The following is a 24366-nucleotide window of genomic DNA, read 5'->3' as shown; positions in this document are numbered from 1 at the left end:
AGGCGGTGGCGCGCATCTGCCCGGGCACTGGCTTACCGGGCCTACGGTCTTGTAGGCCGGTGCAAGCGCAGCGCCGCCCGGCGAGTTCCCGCAGGCGGTGCCGTGCACCTGTCCGGGCTCCTGGCTTACCGGGCCTACGGTCTTGTAGGCTGCTGCAAGCGCAGCGCCCCCGGCGAGTTCCCGCAGGCGGTGCCGCGCACCTGTCCGGGCACTGGCTTACCGGGCCTACGGTCTTGTAGGCCGGAGCAAGCGCAGCGCCGCCCGGCGAGTTCCCGCAGGCGGTGCCGCGCACCTGCCCGGGTACTGGCTTACCGGGTCTACGGTCTTGTAGGCCGGAGCAAGCGCAGCGCCGTCCGGCGAGTTCCCGCAGGCGGTGCCGCGCACCTGCCCGGGCACTGGCTTACCGGGCCTACGGTCTTGTAGGCCGTTGCAAGCGCAGCGCCGTCCGGCGAGTTCCCGCAGGAGGTGCCGCGCACCTGCCCGGGCACTGGCTTACCGAGCCTACGGTCTTGTAGGCTGCTGCAAGCGCAGCGCCCCGGGAATTCCTGCAGGCGGTGCCGCGCACCTGCCGGGCTCCTGGCTTACCGGGCCTACGGTCTTGTAGGCCGGAGCAAGCGCAGCGCCGCCCGGCAATACGCGCTACTCGAGGTCTTCGCCGTTGCTGGCAATCACCTTCTTGTACCACCAGAACGATTTTTTACGCTTGCGCTCAAGCGTGCCGTTGCCGGCATCATCGCGATCGACATAGACAAAGCCGTAGCGCTTGCTCATCTCGCCGGTTGAGGCAGAAACCAGATCGATACAGCCCCAGCTGGTGTAGCCCATTACCGGGATCCCGTCCTCGATAGCATCGCGCATCGCTTTGATATGCTCGCGCAAATAGCTGATGCGATAGTCATCGTGAATCTCGCCGTTGCCATCAATCTCGTCGCGGGCGCCGAGGCCGTTTTCCACCAGGAACAGCGGCTTCTGATAGCGGTCATACATCATATTCATCGTGATGCGCAGGCCGAGCGGGTCAATGCCCCAGCCCCATTCACTGGCCTGAATATGCGGGTTCTTCAGTGATTTAACGATATTGGCAGCGTTGGTGTTATGCGCATTCATCTCTGCTGAGGCACAGCGCGAGGCGTAATAGCTGAAAGAGACAAAATCCACGGTATGCTTGAGAATCTCGTCATCGCCCGGCTCTTTGGCGATCACGACCCCCTTTTCGCGGAATACCCGCGCTGCCCATACCGGGTAGGCGCCGCGCGCCTGAACATCGATAAAGAACAGGTTCTCCCGGTCCTTTTCCAGCGCCATCCACACATCTTCCGGCTTACAGGACCAGGGATAAAAATTGCCGCCCGCCAGCATACAGCCGACCTGGTTGAGCGGGTTAACCTCGTGGGCGATTTGGGTGGCCAGCGCGCTGGCCACCAGCTCGTGGTGAGCCGCCTGGTACTTCACCTGCTCCTGGTTCTCTCCCTCTTCAAACACCAACCCGGCGCCGGAGTAGGGACTATGGAGCATGATGTTGATTTCGTTGAAGGTGAGCCAGTATTTCACCAGCCCGTCGAAGGCTTCAAAGCAGGTGCGGGCGTAGCGGGTAAAGAACTCCACCATTTTACGATTGCGCCATGAACCGTATTCAATGACCAGATGCATCGGCACATCGAAGTGGCAAAGGGTTACCAGCGGCTCAATCCCGTACTTTTTGCACTCTTCAAACAGCGAGCGATAAAAGGCGATCCCTTCTTGATTCGGCTCCAGCTCATCGCCGTTGGGATACAGGCGGCTCCAGGCAATTGAGGTGCGAAAGACGCTAAAGCCCATCTCCGCCATCAGGGCGATATCTTCTTTGTAGCGATGATAAAAATCGATGGCCTCGTGGCTCGGGTAAAATTCATCGTCACGCAGCTGAAAACGCTTCTCCAGCCCGAGCTTAACCGGCATGCGGTTCGCGCCGTGGGGCAGCGTATCCACGGTGGTCAGCCCTTTGCCGCCCTCGAGATACCCCCCTTCAGACTGGTTTGCGGCCAGCGCGCCGCCCCATAAAAACCCGTGTGGAAAAGTCGACATGCGTTACCTCGCTTGCAAAAAAATAGTGTTCAGACGTGTGATGGTCGGGTCGTGGTCTGGCGCGCTCTGGCATCGGCTGCGGCCTTTTCTACCGGGATATCTTCAAAGCCGAGCAGCAGCGTCAGTACGAATGAGAGCACCACCGCCAGCGCCATCACGCCGAAGACCCAGACGATAGACATCGGGTTAGCCGGGTCAAAGAACTGGACGCTGGTGAACAGGCCCGGCGCCGCCATCGAGTGGCTGGCAAGCCCGGCAATACCGGCCACCGCACCGCAGATGAAACCGCTGATCAGGCTGGCGATGAGCGGACGTTTGAGCCGCACCGCGACACCGTACAGCGCCGGTTCGGAGATACCGGCCAGAATGGCGGAGGCCGCGGCCGCCAGCGCAGTCTGGCGCAGCTCCGGATTTTTAGTTTTCCAGGCTACCGCCAGCGATGAGCCGCCCAGCGACAGGTTGGCGCCGATTTCTGACGGCATCACCATCCCTTCTTTACCGGTTTCCGCAATGGTCTGAATAATGGTCGGGGTGAAAACGCGGTGCATCCCGGTCATCACCAGCAGCGGCCACAGGGCGCCCATAATGGCCACCGACAGCCAGCCCAGATAGCTATGAATGGTGTACACCAGCGCGGAGATGGCGCTGCCGATCCAGATCCCGAGCGGCCCTATCAGCAGGATCGCCAGCGGAGCGGCGATCAGCACGATCAGCATCGGCTTGAGGAAGTTTTTCGTCACCGCCGGAGTAATGCGATCGACCCAGCGTTCGATATATGACAGGCACCAGGTCATCACCAGCGCCGGAATGACGGTATAGGTGTATTTCACCGCCGTCACCGGAATAAAGGCGAACTCGACGTGCTCACCCTGGGCCGCTTTTGCCATCAGCTCAATAAAGCTCGGATGGACCAGCACCCCGGCAATGGCAATCGCCAGCGACATATTGGTTTTGAATTTTACCGCCGCAGAGGCGGCGACCATCAGCGGCAGGAAGAAAAAGGCGCCGTCGCCGATAACGGTCAAAATGGTCAGCGTGGGCGAACCTTTAGGCAGGACGCCGCTCATCTCGAGGATCATCGCCAGCAGTTTGACCATCGATCCGCCGATGATGGCAGGGATCAGCGGTGACATGGTGCCGATCAGCGCATCGAGGATCCCGGCGCCGATACGTTTTAACGTCAGCGGCGGTTTTCCCTGAGGTTCCGCGGGGCGCATATTGTCCGGCAGCAGATTGACTACTTCGCGAAACGCCTGCGATACCGTATTGCCGATGATCACCTGACACTGATTGTCGCTGCGCACCACGCCAAGCACGCCTTTCAGGCTTTTCAGCGCGGCGCTGTCCACCCGCGCATCATCTTTGACCACAAAACGCAGACGGGTCATACAGTGGGTGACTGCCGTGATGTTATCCGCCCCGCCTGTTGCCGTCAGAATTTGCTTTGCCAGGGCTGCGTAATTTTTAGACATCGGATTTTATCCTGTTTAATCAATAGGGTACTGGCTGGTTATCGCACCTGAGGATCGTGCGCTATCAGGGATATATAGGAAACCGGTTCCACAAAATCATGATGAGTTTCATTTGTTCTAACAAGATCTAAAAAAATCATTTTTAAGTTTTGTGATTTTGATCGCTATGTGAAATGAAAAAGAATCTGCGCTGCGCGCGAGTCAAAGCTGTAAAACGGCGAGGCGTGCAGTACACTGCGGGCATCTTTTGCAACAGGAAGAACAACATGGCAACGATGCTGGAGGTGGCGAAACGCGCGGGAGTATCGAAGGCGACCGTTTCCCGGGTACTGTCGGGCAACGGCTATGTCAGCCAGGAAACGAAAGATCGCGTATTTCAGGCCGTAGCGGAAAGCGGCTACCGGCCCAATCTGCTGGCGCGTAATCTGGCTACCAAAAAGAGCCAGACGCTGGGGCTGGTGGTAACCAACACCCTTTATCACGGGGTCTATTTTAGCGAGTTGTTGTTTCACGTTGCGCGGATGACGGAAGACAAGGGACGGCAGCTGATTCTGGCCGACGGCAAGCACAGCGCGGAAGAAGAGCGCGAGGCGATCCAGTACCTGCTCGACCTGCGCTGCGATGCCATTATCATCTATCCGCGTTTTCTCAGCGTTGATGAAATGGATGAAATCGTAGAAAACCAGCCGCAGCCGATTATGGTGCTCAACCGCCGACTGCGGCGCAACGCCAGCCACTGCGTCTGGTCCGATCAAAAAGCCTCGGCGTTTACGGCGGTCGAAAAACTGATTGCCCACGGCCATCGTGATATCGCATTTATCACCGGCTCGCTGGATTCGCCTACCGGGATTGAACGCCTTTCCGGCTATAAAGATGCGCTGACGAAACACGGGATTTCGCTGCATAATGATCTGATCGTTGAGGGCAAATGGACCCCGGAAAGCGGCGCTGCTGGCGTAGAGACGCTGCGTCAGCGCGATGCCCGTTACAGTGCGCTGGTGGCGAGCAATGACGACATGGCAATTGGCGCGATGAAGCAGCTACATCAGCAGGGCGTGCGGATTCCGCAACAGGTCTCGGTCATCGGCTTCGATGATATCGTGTTGGCGCCGTATATGGTTCCGGCGCTCTCCAGCGTCAAGATACCGGTGACGGAGATGATCAAGGAGAGCATTAACCGACTGATCTTTATGCTCGACGGCGGTGATTTAAAATATCAGCAAACCTTCCCCGGCGAGCTGCTTGAACGTGACTCTATTGCCCCGGGACCGTTCGCCTGACGTCGTCATCTGTCATCGTCAGATGTGACGATGACAGAATCTGTTCCCCGCCTATATGTGATTCATTTCCTTTATTATCAGTGCGATAAAAGTTGGAACGTATTATGCATACTCCGCCGCGTAACCTTCTTACTGCTGGAGAAATGGATGAACCGTTTCATTATTGCCGACGCGAGCAAATGCATCGGCTGCCGCACCTGTGAAGTGGCCTGCGTGGTCTCTCATCAGGAAAATCAGGACTGCGCCGCGCTGACGCCAAAATCCTTCTTACCGCGTATCCATGTGATCAAAGGCGTCAACGTCTCGACGGCGACCGCCTGCCGCCAATGTGAAGACGCGCCGTGCGCCAACGTCTGTCCGAACGGCGCGATCGCCAGGGATAAAGGCTTTATTCACGTGATGCAGGAGCGCTGCATCGGCTGCAAAACCTGCGTGGTGGCCTGTCCGTACGGCGCGATGGAGGTGGTGGTGCGTCCGGTGATTCGTCATAGCGGTGCCGGGCTGAACGTGATGGCGGAAAAAGCGGAAGCCAATAAATGCGATCTTTGCCATCACCGGGAGGAGGGCCCCGCCTGTATAGAGGCCTGCCCGACGCATGCGCTGATTTGCGTGGACCGCAATAAGCTTGAGCAGATGAATATCGAAAAACGTCGTCGTACGGCGCTGGCCTGGTAAGGCGGCACGATGAACGGGGTGCAGATTCGCATTCGCGGTAAAGTGCAGGGGGTGGGCTTCCGCCCCTTTGTCTGGCAGCTGGCGCAGCAGTCAGCTCGCTGCGGCGACGTATGTAACGACGGTGACGGCGTACTGGTGCGCCTGTTGGGCGATGAGGCGGCGTTTCTCGCCGCGCTGACCCGCCGCTGCCCGCCGCTGGCGCGTATCGACAGCGTGGAAACCCGGCCGTTTCACTGGCGTACGCCGCCGCAGGATTTCGCCATCCGCGAAAGCGGCGGCGGAAGTATGCGTACCCAGATTGTGCCCGATGCGGCCACCTGCCCGGCGTGCCTGGCGGAGATGAACAATCCGCAGGAGCGCCGCTATCGCTACCCGTTTATTAACTGTACTCACTGTGGGCCGCGTTTCACCATTATTCGCGCGATGCCCTATGACCGCCCCTTTACCTCGATGGCTCCTTTTCCGCTCTGTCCGCGCTGCGAGGCCGAGTACCGCCACCCTGGCGACCGACGTTTTCATGCTCAGCCGGTAGCCTGCGCCGACTGCGGCCCGCGTCTGGAGTGGCGCGCGGAAGGCGAGTCGCTGGTCGGAGAAGCGGCATTGCAGGCAGCGATTCATCAGCTACAGGCCGGGCAGATTGTCGCCATCAAGGGCGTGGGCGGTTTTCATCTGGTGTGCGATGCCGGCAATCCGCGCGCGGTGGCGGCGTTACGCGCACGCAAACATCGTCCGGCAAAGCCGCTGGCGGTGATGCTGCCGGCGGCGGATGGCCTGGCGGAAGCGGCGCAGGCGTTACTGACTTCACCCGCGGCGCCCATCGTATTGATAGAGAAATCGCAGGTCGATGGCCTGTGTGACGACATTGCGCCAGCGCTGAATGAAGTGGGGGTGATGCTGCCATCTAATCCGTTGCAGCATCTGGTTTTGCAGGCGTTGGCGCGCCCTCTGGTGATGACCTCCGGCAACCTGAGCGGGCGGCCGCCGGCGATCGCCAACGCCGATGCTCTGCGCGATTTGGCCGGGATTGCCGATGGCTTTCTGCTGCACAACCGCGACATCGTGCAGCGGATGGACGACTCTGTGATGCGGCAAAGTGGTGAAATGCTACGGCGTTCGCGGGGCTATGTGCCTGACGCAATGCCGTTACCGCCGGGGTTTCACGACGTGCCGCCGCTGCTGTGCCTCGGCGCCGATATGAAAAATACCTTTTGTCTGGCGCGCGGAGAGCAGGCGGTAGTGAGTCAGCACTTCGGCGACCTCGGCGATGAGGGCGTAGAACAGCAGTGGCATCAGGCGCGGCGTCTGATGCAGGCGGTTTATGGCTTTACCCCCAGTCTGGTGGTCAGCGATGCGCATCCGGGCTACCGTTCGACGCAGTGGGCGGCCTCGTTGGCGCTGCCGGTTGAGCGCGTCCTGCATCACCATGCTCATGCCGCCGCCTGCCTGGCGGAACACGGCTGGCCGCTGGATGGCGGCGATGTGATTGCCGTGGTCCTCGACGGTATCGGCATGGGGGAAAACGGCGCGCTGTGGGGCGGCGAGTGCCTGCGGGTGAATTACCGGCAGTGCGAACGCCTGGGCGGACTGCCGGCGGTGGCGCTCCCCGGCGGCGATCTGGCTGCTCGTCAACCGTGGCGTAATTTGCTGGCCCACTGCCTGGCCTACGTTGACGACTGGCAAAACGATGCGCAAACCGCGGCGCTGCGCCAGCACAACTGGCCGCTGCTGGCGCGGGCTATTGAGCGGGGAATGAATGCGCCGAAGGCGTCATCCTGCGGGCGCCTGTTCGATGCGGTGGCCTGCGCGCTGGGCTGCGCGCCGGATAGCCTGAGCTATGAGGGGGAGGCGGCCTGCCGGCTGGAGGCGTTGGCCACCGCCTGCGATGGCGTTGCGCATCCTGTTCGCCTGCCGTGGCAGGCGGGGGAGCTGGATCTGGCCGCGTTCTGGCCGCAGTGGCTGGGGTGGCGGGCGAGCCGTGAACAAAAAGCCTGGGCTTTTCACGATGCGCTGGCCCGCGGAGTGGCAGAGATGGCGCGCGATTGTGCAACGTCGCGCGGGATGACTACGTTGGCATTCAGCGGCGGCGTGTTGCATAACCGGCTGCTGGTCTCACGATTGACCTTTTATCTGGCGGATTTTACTCTGCTGTTTCCGCAGCAGCTACCTGCCGGAGATGGGGCAATCGCGTTTGGTCAGGCGGTCGTGGCCGCGGCCCGTCGGCAGGCTCACAGGATATCATCATGATCGTGACAATTTTACGCCAGCAGCCGCGTGCCGCTGCGCTGGTGCTGGGACTGATTGTGGCAAATCTGCTCGCCTGGGGTTGGGCCTGGCAGGCGTTTGGCGATAGCGGCTCGCTGATGGCGGCGAGTCTGCTGGCCTGGGGGTACGGATTGCGCCATGCGGTCGATGCCGACCATATCGCGGCGATCGACAGCGTCACCCGCAAAATGATGCAACAGGGGCGGCGGCCTTTTGCCGTCGGAGCCTGGTTCTCGTTTGGCCACTCGTCGATTGTGGTGCTGGCTTCGGCGGCGATTGCCGCGACCGCCACCGCTTTCGGCCAGCAGATGAACTGGCTTCACGATACCGGCAGCGTGATTGGTACAGCGATCTCGGCGCTGTTTTTATTGCTGATGGCGTTTATCAACCTGGTGATTTTACGCAGCGTCTGGCGCAGTTTTCGCGCGTGGAAGAGAGGCGGCAAGGTGAGCGATGAGGTGGCGGCCGGCGGCGGCATGATGAGCTGGCTGTTCGGTAAAACCTTCCGCCTGATTAGTCGCAGCTGGCAGATGTACCTGGTGGGCTTTTTGTTCGGCCTCGGTTTTGATACCGCGACAGAGATCGGCGTACTGGGGATTTCTGCCGCCAGCGCGTCAAGCGGCATGTCCATCTGGTCGATCATGGTCTTTCCGGCGCTGTTTGCCAGCGGCATGGCGCTGGTGGATACCCTCGATAATGTGCTGATGGTCGGCGCCTACGGCTGGGCGTTTAGCAAACCGCAGCGCAAGCTCTATTACAATATGACCATTACCGGTACGTCGGTGGTGGTGGCGTTATTTATCGGTGGTCTGGAAGCGCTGGGGCTGCTGATGGACAAGTTTTCGCTCAGCGGCGGGCTATGGCGCTGGGTCGGCGCGCTGAACGATAATCTCGGCGACGCCGGTTTTGTGGTTATCGGGCTGTTTGTCGCCTGCTGGGTGCTGTCGGTGCTCAATTACCGCTGGCGCGGATACGATAACCTGGCGCAGTAGGTCGGGGATATCGTCCCGGCTCGCGCTGCGCTTAACTGGGCTACCTGAGGTCGGATGGCATGCTGCCCGGCGGCGCTGCGCTTGCGCGGGCCTACGGGACAAATGCCGAACGGCAGGTCGGGTAAGCGTCGCGGCACCCGGCGAAATACCGGCGTAGAATCTGTAGCCCGGGTAAGGCGTTTACGCCGCCACCCGGGAATAACGCCCGTTCGGGCAGCTTAACGTACCAATTGTTTGAGCAATGCAAAGGCCTCTTTCATTCGCTCCTTGCTGACCACAAAAGCACGCAGCTGGCATGCTGCCCGGCGGCGCTGCGCTTGCGCGGGCCTACGGGACAAATGCCAAACGGCAGGCCGGGTAAGCGTCGTGCCACCCGGCAAAATACCGGTGCAGAATCTGTAGCCCGGGTAAGGCGTTTACGCCGCCACCCGGGAATAACGCCCGTTCGGGCAGCTTAACGTACCAATTGTTTGAGCAATGCAAAGGCCTCCTTCATTCGCTCCTCGCTGACCACAAAAGCACGCAGCTGGTTTTCCGCATCCACGCCTTTAGCCACCAGGCCGTCGTTGGCGGCAACGATATTCCATGTTAGGTCTTCGCGCCGCGTATCTCCGGCCAGATGCAGCGGCAGATCCGGGGTTTTCACCTTCACCAGCATCGGCGGCAGCGTCAGTTCGCTCGCCTGCGACAGCAGGTTTTTAGCGAGGCACATCGCGCTCAGTAAAATCGGCTGCAGAAATGGCAGGACGCTGCCATTGATTTCCGCGCAGTCGCCGAGGGCGTAAATTGCCGGATCGCTGGTTTGCAGCCGGCTATTCACCACCACGCCACGACGAATCAGCAACCCGGCATGGCGCGCCAGCGCCGTTTCCGGGCGTAGACCGGCGGCGGCGACCACCGCATCGACGGTGACGCTGCGCTGGCGGTCGAGGCTGACGCGAATGCCGTCGGCGGTTTGCTCCAGCCCTGCAAGCTGGGTTTTCAGCATCAGGTGCACGCCTATATCGGTTAACCGATGCTGCAGGCGGCTGCTGACCTCCGGCGGCATCAACGCTGAGAGCACGCTGGCGGAGTTATCGACTACCGTCACCGCCTTTCCGGCGCGGCAGAAGTCCATCGCCAGCTCGCAGCCAATCAGGCCGCCGCCGACGATCAGCACGCGTTGCGCATCGTGGAGCTGACTCTGCGCGGCGCCGTATTCGCGTTGGCTGTTGAGGGTCAGCATCAGCTCATGCCCGGGTACCGGCGGAATAAACGGCGCGGCGCCGGTCGCCAGCACCAGCTTGTCGTAGCGCCACTCGCGATCCTGGCTTTTGACCACTTTGGCCTCGGCGTCGATATTGCTCACCCGGACGTGGGGGAACAGGCGCAGGTTATACTGTTCGGCAAACTCCCCGGCGGTTTGCAGGGTCAGATCCTCGGCATTCTGACCGCGGCTGATGACGTGGCTGAGATCCGGTTTGTTGTACTCATCCATGCTGTCGGCGGCGATCAGCGTCAGCGGAATGTGCGTATCCTGCTTACGAATATTTTTCACCAGTTGACGGGCCGCAAAGCCCGAGCCGATGATCACGATACCATCGCTCATACCGCCTCCGTTGCCAGGACATCAAATACCTCTTTACCGAGAGAGCATTCCGGGCACAGGAAGTTATCCGGGACCTCGCTCCACGGCGTCCCCGGCTGGACATCCTGGTTCGGCTCGCCTGTCGCCGGATCGTAAACCCACTGGCAGACGCTGCACTGCATCGACGGGCCGAGATCGGCTGCCGCAGCGGCGGCACAAGCGCAGTTTTCCTGTTCCGGCCCGCTCTGTGCTGCGGCGACCGGCAGCGGCGAGAGCGCCCACTGGCGGGCAATTTCACGGCCGTGTTCGCGGCACAGCTCCAGCGCGTCGAGGTCCGGGCGCCATTTGGCCTTCAGGCTCAGCGACATTTCAAAACCGGCATCCTGTAAACGGGTGGACAGGCGATCGACCGCACCGCCGCTCCAGCCGTGAGAGCCGAAGGCGCTGGCGCGCTTATTGCGAAAACGCAGGCCGGTCATCTCCTCCACCAGGCCGGCGATTTTCGGCATCATCACGTTATTCATGGTCGAGGTGCCCACTAACACCCCTTTTGAGCGGAAGACGTTGGTCAGAATTTCGTTTTTGTCGCTGCGGGCGACGTTAAAGATTTTTACCGCTACGCGCGGGTCCACGTCGGTAATTCCCTGGGCGATGGCATCGGCCATCATGCGGGTGTTGTTGGACATGGTGTCGTAGAAGAGAGTGATGCGATCTTCCTGATAATCCGCCGCCCATTTCAGGTACAGCTCGACGATTTGCGTCGGATTGTCGCGCCAGACCACGCCGTGGGAGGTGGCTATCATGTCGACCGGCAGGTTGAAGCCGAGGATTTCGGTGATTTTTGGCGTCACCAGGCGGCTGAACGGCGTCAGGATATTGGCGTAGTAACGCTGGCACTGTTCGAACAGCTCGGTCTGATCGACTTCGTCATTAAACAGGTGCTCGTCGCAGTAGTGTTGGCCGAAGGCGTCGTTGCTGAACAGTACCGCGTCGCCGGTCATGTAGGTCATCATGCTGTCCGGCCAGTGCAACATTGGCGTTTCGACGAAGATCAGCTGCTTGCCATTGCCGATGTCGAGGCTGTCGCCGGTTTTCACCACGTTAAAGTTCCACTCCGGGTGATGGTGATGGCCGGTTATGGAGTCAATGGCGTTGGCGGTGCAGTAAATCGGAGTATCCGGGATACTGTTCATCAGCTCGGTTAGCGCACCGGCATGGTCTTCTTCCGCGTGGTTAATCACGATGTAGTCAATATCGGCAAGATCGATCTCGCTACGCAGGTTCTGCACGAACTCGCGGCTGAATTTATGATCGACGGTATCAATCAGCACATTTTTCTCTTCACGGATGAGATAGCTGTTATAGCTGCTGCCGCGCAGCGTTTTGTATTCGGTGCCGTGAAAATCACGCACTTCCCAGTCACGTTGGCCAACCCAATGAATATTATTTTTAACCAGAATAGACATAGCAACCTCAATTAATTCAGCGTGTTCAAATAAGATGAGTTGCTTATATCAAGTTACGTGCCAACTTTTTAATTGGTTGATTTTAAATATATTATGTGTTTTTGCTTAAACTGATTGCTGTCAAAATGACAATGGTTAAAATAGTCGTTATGACAATAATTACTGTCAAAACGACAATGAGGCTGCAATGAGCTTTTCCGTAGAGGTACTGGCGAAAATCGCCATTGATTTACAAAGCGATATTGGTCACGCCGATCGATTCTCGCGTCTGATAGCCACCCTGCGGCAGGTGCTGGGATGCGATGCCTCGGCGCTGCTGCGCTACGACGCTCATCAGTTTGTGCCGCTGGCTATCGACGGACTGGCGCAGGATGTGCTGGGGCGACGCTTTGCGCTGGCCGGGCACCCGCGGCTGGAGGCGATTGCTCGCGCGGGGGATGTCGTCCGCTTCCCGGCGGACAGCGATCTGCCCGACCCTTATGACGGGCTGATTCCCGGCCAGGAGAGCCTCAAGGTCCACGCCTGCGTGGGGCTGCCGCTGTTTGCCGGACAAACCCTGATAGGCGCATTGACCCTCGACGGTATGGACGCCGACCGTTTCGATAGCTTCAGCGATGAGGAGCTACGGCTGATTGCCGCGCTGGTGGCAGGAGCGCTGAATAACGCGCTGCTCATTGCCCGCCTCGAAAATCAGAACGTGCTGCCGGAGGCGAGCGCGAGCTATACGCCCCCCGACCGCCAGGAGATTATCGGCCTGTCGGCGCCGATACAGCAGCTGAAAAAAGAGATTGATATCGTCGCCGCGTCGGATTTGAACGTGCTGATTAGCGGCGAAACAGGCACCGGCAAAGAGCTGGTGGCGAAAGCGGTCCACCAGGGGTCGCCGCGGGCGGCCAATCCGCTGATCTATCTGAACTGTGCGGCGCTGCCGGAGAGCGTGGCCGAAAGCGAGCTGTTCGGACATGTGAAAGGGGCGTTTACCGGGGCTATCAGCCACCGCAGCGGCAAGTTTGAAATGGCCGATAACGGGACCCTGTTTCTTGATGAGATTGGCGAGCTGTCGCTGGCGCTGCAGGCCAAGCTGCTGCGCGTATTGCAGTATGGCGATATCCAACGCGTGGGCGACGATCGCAGCCTGAGGGTTGACGTGCGGGTACTGGCGGCCACCAACCGCGATCTGCGCCAGGAGGTGATTGCCGGCCGTTTTCGCGCCGATCTCTATCATCGCCTGAGCGTGTTTCCGCTCTCGGTGCCGGCGCTGCGCGATCGTGACGATGACGTGGTGCTGTTAGCTGGATATTTCTGCGAACAGTGTCGTTTGCGGATGGGGCTGGCGCAGGTGGTGTTGAGCGACGCCACGCGGGCAAGTCTGCGCAGTTGGCCGTGGCCAGGCAACGTGCGCGAGCTGGAACATGCGATTCATCGCGCGGTAGTGCTGGCGCGGGCGACGCAGGCTGGCGACGAGGTGCGGCTGGAGCCGACGCATTTTCAGTTTGCCGTCGACGCGCCCGGACTGCCCGCCGCGACATCGGCGGTGCCGATGCAGGCGATCAATCTGCGCGCGGCGACCGAGGCATTCCAGCGCGAGGCGATTTCCCGCGCGTTAGCGGATAACCATCGCAACTGGGCCGCTGCCGCCCGCGCGCTGGCGCTTGATGTCGCCAACCTGCACCGGCTGGCGAAACGTCTGGGGCTTAAAGAATCCCGGCCTGATAGAAGTTCTGCAGGTTAATCGCTCCAACCAGAAGGCCGTTTTCGTCGACCACCGGGGCGGCGCTGATTTTGTGCTTCATCAGCCGCTCTTTGGCTTCGACCGCGCGGCTTTCCGCCTGCAGGGTGACGCCGTTGCGGGTCATCGCCTGGGCAACGGCATCGTTGAGCGTCCCGCCGCCGACCAGCCAGCGGCGCAGGTCGCCATCGGTGAAGACGCCCTGCACGCGGTTTTGCGCATCGCAGACCGCGACCAGACCCAGCCCGGTACGACTTAACTCCAGCATCGCGTCCATCACGCGGGTATCAAGGTCGACGCGTGGGACATCGTCATCGCGGCGCATCAGATGGTGAACTTTGTTCAGCAGCCGCGCGCCGAGGGCGCCGGCGGGGTGTGAACGGGCGAAGTCTTCTTCATTGAAACCGCGGGCCTGCATGACCGCCATTGCCAGCGCGTCGCCGAGCATCAGGGTGTTGACGGTGCTGGAGGTGGGGGCCAGATGCATCGGGCAGGCTTCGCGTTCGACGGCGATATCCAGTACCGCTTTTGCCGCCAGCGCCAGCGGGGATTGCGATTTTCCGGTCATCGCCAGCAGCGGGATCCCTTTTTCTTCCAGACGCGGGACGATGAGATCCAGCTCTTTGGCGCTGCCGGAGTAGGAGATAAACAACATCACGTCACGACCATCAAGCATCCCGAGGTCGCCGTGCAGCGCTTCCGCCGGATGGACGAAAAAGGCCGGGGTGCCGGTACTGGCGAAAGTGGCCGCCAGTTTTTTGCCAATATGGCCTGATTTACCGATACCGGAGACCACCAGTTTCCCTTCGCAGTGGATGATGGTTTCCGCCGCGCGGATGAAGTCGTCGCCCAGGCGTTCAGGCAGGCGGCTGGCCTCCTGTAGCTCCAGCATCAGGGTCTGGCGTCCGGCTTCTAACAGAAAGTTACTCATGTTCTTCTCCAGTAATAATCACTTCGATGCCTTTCTTTTCCAGCGCCCGCTGGAATGTCGGGTCAATACCGGCATCGGTAATCAGCTTATCCACGCGCTCGAGGCCGCAGACGATGTTCGGGCTCTTACGGCCAAACTTTGATGAGTCGGCCATCAGGATCACTTCTCTGGCGGCATTGCACATCGCTTTACTGACGGTATAAACCTCGTTGAAGGTCGTCACGCCGGCGTTCAGGTCGATGCCGTCGGTACCCATAAACAGTTTGTCGAAGCTGAACTGCTCGAAGGCGTTTTCCGCCAGCTGTCCGTGAAAGGAGGCCGATTTTTTACGGAAGGTGCCGCCGGGCATCAGGATCGTTTGTTCATTATCCAGTTCGGAGAGGGCGTTGACGATATGCAGGCTGTTGGTCATGACCGTGATGTTATTGAAGCGGCTGAGCAGCGGCACCATCTGCAGCACCGTGCTGCCGGCATCGAGGATGATCGAATCGCCATCGTGGATGTAGTGCACCGCTGTTTCGGCGATCAGCGCTTTTTTATGGGTGTTAATGAGCGTCTTATGATCGATGGGTGGGTCGGGCTCATCTTTGTTGAGGACCACGCCACCGTAGGTGCGAATAACGGTGCCGGCATTTTCGAGGATCACCAGATCCTTGCGTATGGTGGTGCCGGTGGTGTCGAAGTGTTGCGCCAGCTCTTCAACCGAGCATTTACCCTGCGCTTGCAGATGCTCAACAATGGCTGCCTGGCGCTGACGTGGTTTCATAGCGGTAGTATCCTATCCTGCGTTAAGTTTCGAAGTGATAATTTCGCAAGATATTTACTTTTACAACGAAATTATACATGTTTCGGTTTAAGCGCTAATGATAGTGCATTCTGACAGAGCGGATCCTGGGGAAAGATCATATCTGGTCGCAATTCCTCACGATATTGCCCCTTTATCGCGGGGATTTTTTGCGGGCGGGCGAAGACGGTCACTCCTCGCATCAGCAGCGTATCGCTGACGCGATCGTGGTCGTCAAAGGCGATGGCGACGATCGCGCGCGGTTTGAAGCGGCCCGATGAACGCCCGACGCCGACCCGCCCCTGCTGGCAAAGTCGGTCAAAGGCGCGATTAAACTGGCGAATCTGCCAGCCGCCAAGCGCCAGTTGTGCCAGCCAGGCGATCGCGGCGACGGTAATCAGTGCACTAACCATAAAAGTCTCCTGAGGGGGGGCGGTTCGGGTCAATTCTCCCGGAGGCGACGCGTTGCGCCTGACCGGGCTACGGACCTGCAGATCTCTGCGGGCGTGTAGCCCGGTCAGCGCAGCGCTACCGGGGAACAAACGGCATCCGGTCCGGTTGCGCCGGGTTTAAAACATGACCTGACCGCCGGTGATGTTAATCGACTGTCCGGTGCAGTAAGACGCCTGCGGGCTGGCATAAAACATCAGTACGTTCAGGACATCCTGATAGTCGCAGCCGCGTTTCAGCGGCACCTTGTCGATGTAATACTGCTCGACTTCGTCCTCGGCAATACCCAGTTTGCTGGCATATTGCGGCAGCAGCGACTGGAACATCGGCGATTTCAGCAGGTTGCCCAGCATCAATGCGTGAACGGTAATGCCGTATTCCGCCAGATCCAGCGCCAGCGACTGGGTCAGCCCGACGCCGCCAAACTTCGCTGCGCTATAGCCGGAATTATGCTTGCTGCCGACTTTGCCGGATTTGGAGTTGATCTGAATAATACGCCCCTTGATCCCATCGCGAATCATCAGCCGTGAAAATTCGCGAGCGCAGAGGAAGTAGCCCACCAGATTCACCTGCAGCGAGCGGTCAAAATCACCGAGCGCGAAATCGCTGATAAAGGCCGCTTTGGCGATCCCGGCGCTATACACCAACAGATCCACCCGCGCGAATATTTCATCCACGCCGCGGGCGAGGGCCATCACGCTGGCCTCGCTGGTGGCATCGGCGCCAAAGCCGTATGCCATTCCTTCTCCATATTCGTCGTTGATAGCCTGCGCGACGCGCGTGGCTTTATCGCTTTGGATATCCACAACGGCAACCCGATACCCCTGAGCGGCAAGGCCCCTGCTCAGAAACTCGCCTAAGGTTTGTCCACCGCCGATGACAACAGCAACCTGATTCATAGTCTTCTCCTGACAACTCATGCAACAAATTTCAATATACAGCCGGGTGCGATCGCGTCCGGCACGGGGCCAGACACGTGGACCGTCCCCGGAAACTCTGCTTCGCTATGGCCATCAAAGCGCAGCGTGATATGGCCAAGCTCACGCAGATTCTGTTCGGCGACATCGCCGACGGCGGTCACCGGATAGCGTTGTTCGCCAAGCTGAAGCTCCGCGCCCGGCATCAGCGTGCCGGACAGCTCGCCGTGATTGTGAATAAAGCAATATTCCTCGATATCCGCCGGCGCGCCTTCGCGAAAGGTAATCAGCATCTCCTCATCCAGTGCCAGCGTAGCGCTGGCGCCGATGCGCATAATCGTGGTCTGGTAAATCACGGTCATCTTCAGGAACCTCTTATTGGTAAATAAATCCGGACACAAACCAGGCGATCAGCACCGTTGGCGCACCGGTCAGAAAACGTCCCACCAGCACCGAAGGAACGCCGACGCGTACCGTGTCCTGACGGGCTTCGGCAAGCGACAGGCCAACCGGAATAAAATCGCAGGCGGCCTGGGCGTTAATGGCGAACAGCGCGGGGAGCGCAAGGTGCGGGGGAATATTGCCGAGGCCAATCTGCACGCCGATCAGCACGCCAATGACCTGAGCGATAACCGCACCAGGGCCGAGGAACGGCGACAGCAGCGGGAAGGAGCAGATCAGGGCCAGCGTGACCAGGCCAAGAGGATGGCTGGCGAGCGGGGCCAGACCGTGGGCAATCCAGTCACCGATGCCGGAGGCCATGATGATGCCGATCAGCGCCGAGACGAAAGCCATAAACGGCAGGATGGTTTTCAGTACCGTGTCGATGGTGTCGCGCCCGGACTGGAACAGCACGGCCACCACGGAGCCCATTCCCATGCCGACCTTCGCCAGCAGGCCATCGCTCTGCTCGGTAATTTTTTTGCTGGTATCGTAATCCCGCGGGGCTGACTGGCCCGGCTTCGCTTCTGGCGCCGCTGTGCCGTCGCGGGTCAACAGGCGAATGTTCTCTTCTTTCACCCCGGAGACGTAAATATCTTCGACGATATATTGCGCCAGCGGGCCGGATTTGCCGGTGGCGTGGATATTGACGGTCGGGATACGACGTTTCGGGTAAAGGCCGCAGCGTAAGGTGCCGCCGCAGTCGATAATGGCAACGCCGATCTCCTCTTCCGGCGGCTCGCCTTCTTTAAACCCGTCGACGGCCTGCCAGCCGGTCAGACTGGCGATCTTGTCGACGATTGCCGGGCGGGTACCGGCGGTAATGTAGACGATCTTTTTACCGGCAACGGCGTCCAGCTCAAGAGGGCCGCCCCAGCCGCTGGCGCCTTTTTCAATACGAATACGGGTCATGAGGTTGCTCCGGAAAGATGGACTTTTTGCTCAAGCTGGATGCCCATTTTTTTCTCAAAAATCGAGGTGGTCAGATCGGTGATCCAACCGCGGAAGAAGTTGGTGACCAGGCCCACCAGCAGATAGCTCACTGCCAGCGGACCTAACGGCAGGCCAAGCGTGGTCAGGCTGCTGGCAATCCCGAGATAGACAAACAGCTCGCCGGGGTTGATATGGGGAAACAGGCCATTCATAGAGTGACAGCTGTAAGAGGCTGCCGCGTAGTAGCTGGGCTTGTACTTCTCGGGCATAAAGCGCCCGAGGCTCAGGGTCATGGGGTTACAGAACACAAAGGTGCCGATGCAGGGCAGCAGCAGATAGCGTGAGATCGGATTGCCGGCGCAGCGTTGCGCCAGCTTTTCGATCCGCTGCTGACCGATAAAGTTGATCAGCGCGTTCATGATCACCAGCAGACTGATCAGCAGGGGCAGGATCCCGGTGACCATACCGGTAAACACCTCGCCTCCCTTCTGAAACAGGCCGATAAACCATTCGGCGCCGTGGGTAATGACTTCAATCATTGTTCTCTCCTTCAGAGTGTTATTTTTCTTGCTAACTGGCAGCTCATTTTAATCACTTTGAAAGATTTAAAAGTGTTAAATTGATCGCAAAATGAAAGGTAAATATTTTATTTTGAAAGTTTGTGCGCGCTCAGAGGGGGGGAAGCCGAGGCCAGGGGGAGATGAACGGACGGATAATGAACCGGAAAGGGCGGTGCTGTCGGGACTATTTTGTCCGCAAATACATTGCCGCTTCCTTGTTGACGGCCGCATGCTTTACCATAATTATCCTTTGCCAAATTTGTTAAACGGATGTCCCATGTTGAAGCGTCGCTATCTGGCTTTACTTCCCCTGTGTGTTCTCCTCGCTGCCTGTAGCAGCAAACCTAAAACCACCGCAGAACCCCAGACGGCGGGAGGCGGCGGTTTTTTGCTGGAGCCGCAGCATAATGTGATGGAGATGGGGGGCGATTTCGCTAACAACCCGGCGGCGGAGCAGTTCATCGATAAAATGGTGAGCAAGCATGGCTTCGACAGACAGCAACTGCATGAGATCCTCTCGCAGGCGAAACGCCTGGATTACGTCCTGCGCCTGATGGACCGCCAGGCGCCGAGCGGACTGCCGCCGTCAGGGCCTAACGGCGCCTGGCTGCGTTACAAAAAACAGTTTATTACTCCGGATAACGTGCAGAACGGTGTCGTATTCTGGAACCAGTATCAGGATGCGCTGAACCGCGCCTGGCAGGTGTACGGCGTGCCGCCGGAAATTATTGTCGGGATTATTGGCGTAGAAACCCGCTGGGGTCGCGTGATGGGCAAAACCCGCATTCTCGACGCCCTGGCGACGCTGTCGTTTAGCTACCCGCGTCGCGCCGACTATTTTTCTGGTGAGCTGGAAACCTTCCTGCTGATGGCGCGCAGCGAGCAAGATGATCCGTTAAACCTGAAAGGTTCTTTCGCCGGAGCAATGGGCTACGGTCAGTTTATGCCATCTTCTTATAAACAGTATGCGGTGGACTTCAATGGCGACGGGCACATTAACCTGTGGGATCCGGTGGACGCGATCGGCAGCGTGGCGAACTATTTCAAACAGCACGGCTGGGTGAGCGGCGATCAGGTTGCGGTACAGGCGCTGGGTCAGGCGCCGGGCCTGGAGAATGGCTTCAAAACCAACTACAGCATTTCGCAGCTTACGGCGGCAGGCTTGACGCCGACGCAACCGCTGGGCAACCATCAGCAGGCCAGCCTGCTGCGTCTGGATATCGGTACCGGTTACCAGTACTGGTATGGTCTGCCGAACTTCTACACCATTACCCGCTATAACCACAGTACCCACTACGCGATGGCCGTCTGGCAGCTCGGTCTGGCCGTTTCTCAGGCCCGCGGACAGTAACTTTTCCCCGATACTCCCCTCGTCATGAGGGGAGTTCCGTTACATTTTGCAGCATTTCCCGCCGTTGACGCTGATTTACATTTTTCCGTCAATCTAATATTGTTACGTTATAACATATTGATTGGGTAAGACTGTGACTTCTCTTTTTATGACATCCGCAGCGGTACGCGCAGGAATCGCCTGTGTGCTGCTGGCGCTCCTGTGGCTGGCGACCTGGTGGGCGGTAACCCTGCCATGATTGAACTCGATCATCTGGTAGCCGGTTACGAAGAGCTGGCTATTACGCCGGCCCTCAGCGGCGTAATAGCGACAGGCAGTATGACGGCCATTGTCGGCCTGAACGGCTGCGGTAAATCAACGCTGTTGAAAACGCTGGCCGGCTTTATTCCTCCGGTCAGCGGCAGGTTGCGCTGGACGGTATCGCGTCCGGTGATTGGCTGGCTGGCGCAGCGCCATGCCCTCGAATCGCAGTTTCCGCTGACGGTACAGGACGTGGTGAGTCAGGGCGCCTGGCCGCATGTCTCTTTGCTGGGGGGGATCCGTAGCGAGTTCCGGCGGCGTATCGGCGCCGCGCTGGAGCGCGTGGGGCTGACATCGATGGCGAAAACGCCGATTGAGGCGCTCTCCGGCGGGCAGTTCCAGCGAATGCTGTTTGCCAGAGTCATCGTGCAACAGGCGCCGCTGGTTATGCTGGATGAACCCTTTACCGGCATTGATGAAGCTACCAGCCGCGAGCTGATGGGGCTGATCCTTGAGATGCATCAGCAGGGGCAGACGGTACTGGCGGTGTTGCATGATAACCAGCGCGTCGCTGAATACTTCCCGGAAACGCTGCTGCTGGAACCGCAGCGCGCCCGCTGGGGTAATACGGACGACGTGCTGCCCGCTTTCGGCTCTGCGAGGCTGGCATGATCTGGCATACCTTTTTCCAGCCCTTCATTGAATTCGGCTTTATGCGCCGCGCGCTGCTGGTGTGCCTCGCGCTCTCTCTGAGCACGACCATGCTTGGCGTCTTCTTACTGCTGCGACGCATGAGTCTGATGGGCGATGCGCTGTCGCACGCCATTTTACCCGGCGTGGCGGTGGGCTACCTGGTGAGCGGCATGTCGCTGCTGGCCATGACTATCGGCGGTTTTATCGCCGGAATTGCCGTGGCGCTGGTGGCGGGCTGGGTCAGCCGACGCACGCCGCTGAAAGAGGATGCCAGCTTTGCCGGGTTTTACCTCGGGTCGCTGGCGCTGGGAGTGACGCTGGTGTCGCTTCGCGGCTCCAGCGTTGATCTGCTGCATCTGCTGTTTGGCTCGATTCTGGCGGTGGATAACGACGCGGCGCTGTTTGTCAGCGGGGTCGCCAGCCTGACGCTGCTCTGCATCGCGCTGCTTTATCGTGGGTTGGTTAGCGAAGCCTTTGATAGCGCCTGGCTGCAGGTGAACCATCCGCGGCTCCCGGCCCTGCTGCACGGTCTGTTCCTGGCGCTGCTGGTGCTCAATCTGGTCGCTGGATTCCAGGTGCTGGGGACGCTGATGGCGGTTGGCGTGATGATGCTGCCGGCGGTAGCGGCGTGCTGCTGGGCGCGAACCTTGCCCGGTACCTTGCTGCTGGCGGCGCTGATGGGCGGCTTTTGCGCCTGGATGGGGTTAAGCCTGTCGTGGACGGCGAATTTACCGGCCGGGCCGTCCATCGTGTTGACCGCCAGCGGGCTCTTTTTTATTTCGGTGTTCTTTGGCACGCGCAGCCGACTGGTCGTCAGCTGGCGTAAATTAATGGGGTAAGGAAATATGATGAAACGTACCGCAGTCATTCTGGCGCTGGCGCTAGGCCTCGCAACGCAGGGTGCGATGGCGAAAACGCTCAACGTGGTGAGTAGTTTTTCCGTGCTGGGCGATATGGTGCAGCAGGTGGGGGGCGAACATGTCCATGTTGATACGCTGGTGGGACCGGACGGCGATCCGCATACCTTTGAACCTTCACCGCAGGATAGCGCCTTGCTGAGCAAAGCCGATGTGGTGGTGGTTAATGGTCTGGGACTGGAAGGCTGGGTCGACAGATTAATCAAAGCTTCGGGTTTTAAAGGCGAACTGGTGGTGGCGTCTACCGGCGTAAAAACGCACACGCTCAATGAGGAGGGGAAAACGGTTACCGATCCTCATGCGTGGAACAGCGCCGCTAACGGCGCGCTTTACGCGCAAAATATTCTCAACGGCCTGATCAAAGCCGATCCGCAGGATAAGGCTGCGCTGGAGACATCCGGGCAACGCTATATCGGCCAACTGACTGAAATCGACGGTTGGGCAAAAAAACAGTTTACGGCAATTCCGCTGGCAAAACGCAAAGTGCTCACCAGCCATGATGCGTTTGGCTACTTTGGCCGCGCCTATGGCGTGACCTTCCTGGCACCACAGGGGCTGTCGTCAGAAAGCGAAGCCAGCGCGGCGCAGGTGGCGGCGTTGATTCAACAAATTAAAGCCGACGGCGTCCATACCTGGTTTATGGAAAACCAGCTCGATCCGCGTCTGGTGAAACAAATTGCGGCCGCTACTGGCGCGCAGCCGGGGGGAGAGCTCTATCCGGAAGCGCTCTCGAAACCCGGCGGCGTGGCGGATAGCTACGTGAAAATGTTACGTCATAACGTCGAACTGATCGCCGCCAGTATGAAGTAACCCGCGCGTTGACGGTCCCGACGTCGTCGGGGCCGCTCATTTTCGGAAGCCCCCTCGTAAATTCATGACCTCATCCCCATATCTGTGCTGAAAGTGCTATCTTTGATGGCCTCTTTATCTGGCTTAAACGGGGCGATAATGACAGATTCTGAATTAAAGCAACTGAGTGAGCAGGTCGGGCTGGCATTAAAAGCTCGCGGTGCGACGGTGACCACGGCGGAGTCCTGTACCGGCGGTTGGGTCGCGAAAGTGCTCACCGACATCGCCGGCAGTTCAGCGTGGTTTGAACGAGGGTTCGTGACCTACAGCAATGAAGCCAAATCGCAGATGATCGGCGTCAGCGAGGTCACGCTCCTCGGCCATGGCGCGGTAAGCGAGCCGGTGGTAGTTGAGATGGCCGTTGGCGCGCTGCGTGCGGCGCGTGCCACCTATGCTATTTCGGTAAGCGGCATCGCCGGGCCGGATGGTGGCAGTGCGGAAAAACCTGTCGGAACGGTGTGGTTTGGCGTGGCCTGCGCGAACGGGCAGGGCGTTACCCGGCGTGAATGTTTTGCCGGAGACCGGGAGGCGGTGCGTCGTCAGGCAACGGCTTATGCGCTAAATCTCCTCTGGCAACAATTTCTACAAAATACTTGATACTGTATGACTATACAGTATAATTGCCTCAACAGAACAGAATTCACCACCCGGTTTCACCCGGCATGACAGGAGTAAAAATGGCTATCGACGAAAACAAACAGAAAGCGTTGGCGGCAGCACTGGGCCAGATTGAAAAACAGTTCGGCAAAGGCTCCATCATGCGCCTGGGTGAAGACCGTTCCATGGATGTGGAAACTATCTCCACCGGTTCGCTTTCACTGGATATCGCCCTGGGCGCCGGCGGTTTGCCGATGGGCCGTATCGTCGAAATCTACGGGCCTGAATCGTCCGGTAAAACGACACTGACCCTGCAGGTTATCGCCGCCGCGCAGCGTGAAGGTAAAACCTGTGCATTTATCGATGCAGAGCACGCGCTGGATCCTGTTTATGCGCGTAAGCTGGGCGTCGACATCGACAACCTGCTGTGCTCTCAGCCGGACACCGGCGAACAGGCGCTGGAAATCTGTGACGCGCTGGCGCGTTCTGGCGCCGTAGACGTTATCGTTGTCGACTCCGTGGCGGCGCTGACGCCGAAAGCGGAAATCGAAGGCGAAATCGGCGACTCTCACATGGGCCTCGCGGCGCGTATGATGAGTCAGGCGATGCGTAAGCTGGCCGGTAACCTGAAGCAGTCCAATACGCTGCTGATCTTCATCAACCAGATTCGTATGAAAATTGGCGTGATGTTCGGTAACCCGGAAACCACCACCGGTGGTAACGCGCTGAAATTCTACGCCTCTGTGCGTCTCGATATCCGTCGTATCGGTGCGGTAAAAGATGGCGATAACGTCATCGGCAGCGAAACTCGCGTCAAAGTCGTGAAAAACAAAATCGCCGCGCCGTTCAAACAGGCTGAGTTCCAGATTCTTTACGGCGAAGGTATCAACTTCTATGGCGAGCTGGTTGACCTGGGCGTGAAAGAGAAGCTGATCGAGAAAGCGGGTGCATGGTACAGCTACAACGGCGATAAGATCGGCCAGGGTAAAGCAAATGCTATCTCGTGGCTGAAAGATAACCCGGCGGCGGCAAAAGAGATTGAGAAAAAAGTGCGTGAGCTGCTGCTGAGTAACCAGGACTCCACACCGGACTTCGTGGTTGACGGTAACGGCGCGGGTGCAGAAGAAACCCACGAAGATTTCTGATAATCTCATTAAAAGATAACGAAGGGCTGCGGATGCAGCCCTTTTGCTTTT

The 24366-nt window shown here is 59.1% G+C and carries 22 protein-coding genes and 1 pseudogene; 11 read left to right on the top strand and 12 right to left on the bottom strand.

All coding sequences use genetic code 11. The features are described from left to right. Nucleotides 1–639 precede the first annotated feature (639 nt). A complete protein-coding gene (locus tag BV390_RS21080) occupies nucleotides 640–2064 on the bottom strand; it encodes a 6-phospho-beta-glucosidase (RefSeq protein ID WP_032696777.1) in 1425 nt (474 codons plus the stop codon). A 29-nt stretch (nucleotides 2065–2093) separates the two neighbouring features. Continuing rightward, a complete protein-coding gene (gene ascF / locus BV390_RS21075) occupies nucleotides 2094–3536 on the bottom strand; it encodes a PTS cellobiose/arbutin/salicin transporter subunit IIBC (protein ID WP_085397310.1) in 1443 nt (480 codons plus the stop codon). 266 nt (nucleotides 3537–3802) lie between these two features. Here ascF and BV390_RS21070 point away from each other — a divergent pair, with 266 nt between their 5' ends. From BV390_RS21070 to BV390_RS21055, 4 genes are all read left to right on the top strand, one after another. Beyond that, nucleotides 3803–4816: a LacI family DNA-binding transcriptional regulator gene (locus BV390_RS21070; protein ID WP_047663408.1), complete on the top strand. Its 1014-nt coding sequence runs from the start codon at nucleotides 3803–3805 to the stop codon at nucleotides 4814–4816. Nucleotides 4817–4963: 147 nt separating this feature from the next. Further along, nucleotides 4964–5491, top strand: a complete 528-nt coding sequence (hydN, locus tag BV390_RS21065) for an electron transport protein HydN (protein ID WP_032690996.1) — start codon at nucleotides 4964–4966, stop codon at nucleotides 5489–5491. 9 nt (nucleotides 5492–5500) lie between these two features. Beyond that, entirely contained in the window at nucleotides 5501–7735 is a 2235-nt protein-coding gene (hypF, locus tag BV390_RS21060; protein WP_085397309.1) for a carbamoyltransferase HypF, read from the top strand. Then, nucleotides 7732–8745, top strand: coding sequence for a HoxN/HupN/NixA family nickel/cobalt transporter (locus BV390_RS21055; protein WP_085397308.1), 1014 nt, complete (start codon nucleotides 7732–7734; stop codon nucleotides 8743–8745). Before hypF ends, BV390_RS21055 begins: the two co-directional genes overlap by 4 nt. Before the next feature lie 218 nt (nucleotides 8746–8963). Here BV390_RS21055 and BV390_RS31965 read toward each other — a convergent pair. From BV390_RS31965 to norV, 3 genes and pseudogenes are all read right to left on the bottom strand, one after another. After that, a pseudogene (locus BV390_RS31965) lies at nucleotides 8964–9038 on the bottom strand (hypothetical protein); the annotation flags it as partial. Between the two features lie 161 nt (nucleotides 9039–9199). Then, on the bottom strand, nucleotides 9200–10333 hold the full coding sequence (gene norW / locus BV390_RS21050) for an NADH:flavorubredoxin reductase NorW (RefSeq protein ID WP_085397307.1): 1134 nt from the start codon (nucleotides 10331–10333) through the stop codon (nucleotides 9200–9202). Continuing rightward, nucleotides 10330–11778 (bottom strand): anaerobic nitric oxide reductase flavorubredoxin, encoded by a 1449-nt coding sequence (norV, locus tag BV390_RS21045; protein ID WP_047663404.1) that lies wholly within the window; start codon nucleotides 11776–11778, stop codon nucleotides 10330–10332. The genes norW and norV overlap by 4 nt, the downstream gene beginning before the upstream one ends. Before the next feature lie 187 nt (nucleotides 11779–11965). Here norV and norR point away from each other — a divergent pair, with 187 nt between their 5' ends. Beyond that, the gene (norR, locus tag BV390_RS21035) at nucleotides 11966–13510 is read left to right on the top strand and encodes a nitric oxide reductase transcriptional regulator NorR (RefSeq protein WP_085397306.1); all 1545 of its coding nucleotides are present in this window, start codon (nucleotides 11966–11968) and stop codon (nucleotides 13508–13510) included. Here the strand turns inward: norR and gutQ are convergent. The 7 genes from gutQ to srlA form a co-directional block, all read right to left on the bottom strand. Then, nucleotides 13473–14438: an arabinose-5-phosphate isomerase GutQ gene (gene gutQ, locus BV390_RS21030; RefSeq protein WP_015585883.1), complete on the bottom strand. Its 966-nt coding sequence runs from the start codon at nucleotides 14436–14438 to the stop codon at nucleotides 13473–13475. The genes norR and gutQ overlap by 38 nt on opposite strands. Beyond that, on the bottom strand, nucleotides 14431–15204 hold the full coding sequence (gene srlR, locus BV390_RS21025) for a glucitol operon DNA-binding transcriptional repressor SrlR (protein WP_032691003.1): 774 nt from the start codon (nucleotides 15202–15204) through the stop codon (nucleotides 14431–14433). Before srlR ends, gutQ begins: the two co-directional genes overlap by 8 nt. 71 nt (nucleotides 15205–15275) lie before the next feature. Next, the gene (gene gutM / locus BV390_RS21020; RefSeq protein ID WP_032691004.1) at nucleotides 15276–15635 is read right to left on the bottom strand and encodes a transcriptional regulator GutM; all 360 of its coding nucleotides are present in this window, start codon (nucleotides 15633–15635) and stop codon (nucleotides 15276–15278) included. A gap of 156 nt (nucleotides 15636–15791) precedes the next feature. Then, complete coding sequence (srlD, locus tag BV390_RS21015; protein ID WP_032691005.1) at nucleotides 15792–16571, bottom strand: sorbitol-6-phosphate dehydrogenase; 780 nt, start codon at nucleotides 16569–16571, stop codon at nucleotides 15792–15794. Between the two features lie 17 nt (nucleotides 16572–16588). Beyond that, nucleotides 16589–16951, bottom strand: coding sequence for a PTS glucitol/sorbitol transporter subunit IIA (srlB, locus tag BV390_RS21010; protein WP_085397305.1), 363 nt, complete (start codon nucleotides 16949–16951; stop codon nucleotides 16589–16591). Between the two features lie 13 nt (nucleotides 16952–16964). Further along, nucleotides 16965–17942 carry a PTS glucitol/sorbitol transporter subunit IIB gene (gene srlE / locus BV390_RS21005; protein WP_032691007.1) on the bottom strand — a complete coding sequence of 326 codons (978 nt, stop codon included), beginning with the start codon at nucleotides 17940–17942 and terminating at the stop codon, nucleotides 16965–16967. Next, nucleotides 17939–18502, bottom strand: coding sequence for a PTS glucitol/sorbitol transporter subunit IIC (srlA, locus tag BV390_RS21000; RefSeq protein WP_085397304.1), 564 nt, complete (start codon nucleotides 18500–18502; stop codon nucleotides 17939–17941). The genes srlE and srlA overlap by 4 nt, the downstream gene beginning before the upstream one ends. A 298-nt stretch (nucleotides 18503–18800) precedes the next feature. Here srlA and mltB point away from each other — a divergent pair, with 298 nt between their 5' ends. The 6 genes from mltB (at nucleotide 18801) to recA (ending at nucleotide 24315) form a co-directional block, all read left to right on the top strand. After that, nucleotides 18801–19874 carry a lytic murein transglycosylase B gene (gene mltB / locus BV390_RS20995; protein WP_004866842.1) on the top strand — a complete coding sequence of 358 codons (1074 nt, stop codon included), beginning with the start codon at nucleotides 18801–18803 and terminating at the stop codon, nucleotides 19872–19874. Nucleotides 19875–20075: 201 nt separating this feature from the next. Beyond that, nucleotides 20076–20786 (top strand): metal ABC transporter ATP-binding protein, encoded by a 711-nt coding sequence (locus BV390_RS20990; RefSeq protein ID WP_163922884.1) that lies wholly within the window; start codon nucleotides 20076–20078, stop codon nucleotides 20784–20786. Continuing rightward, the gene (locus BV390_RS20985; protein WP_032696784.1) at nucleotides 20783–21646 is read left to right on the top strand and encodes a metal ABC transporter permease; all 864 of its coding nucleotides are present in this window, start codon (nucleotides 20783–20785) and stop codon (nucleotides 21644–21646) included. The genes BV390_RS20990 and BV390_RS20985 overlap by 4 nt, the downstream gene beginning before the upstream one ends. Before the next feature lie 9 nt (nucleotides 21647–21655). Further along, nucleotides 21656–22534, top strand: a complete 879-nt coding sequence (locus tag BV390_RS20980; RefSeq protein WP_032691011.1) for a metal ABC transporter substrate-binding protein — start codon at nucleotides 21656–21658, stop codon at nucleotides 22532–22534. Between the two features lie 138 nt (nucleotides 22535–22672). Next, nucleotides 22673–23170: a nicotinamide-nucleotide amidase gene (pncC, locus tag BV390_RS20975; RefSeq protein WP_032691012.1), complete on the top strand. Its 498-nt coding sequence runs from the start codon at nucleotides 22673–22675 to the stop codon at nucleotides 23168–23170. Nucleotides 23171–23250: 80 nt separating this feature from the next. Beyond that, nucleotides 23251–24315, top strand: coding sequence for a recombinase RecA (gene recA / locus BV390_RS20970; RefSeq protein ID WP_032691013.1), 1065 nt, complete (start codon nucleotides 23251–23253; stop codon nucleotides 24313–24315). Nucleotides 24316–24366 lie beyond the last annotated feature (51 nt).

Origin of the sequence: Klebsiella sp. YJ (assembly GCF_002108615.1) — a bacterium.
Taxonomy (GTDB): domain Bacteria; phylum Pseudomonadota; class Gammaproteobacteria; order Enterobacterales; family Enterobacteriaceae; genus Klebsiella; species Klebsiella planticola.
This window is presented reverse-complemented; position numbering and strand designations above follow the sequence as displayed.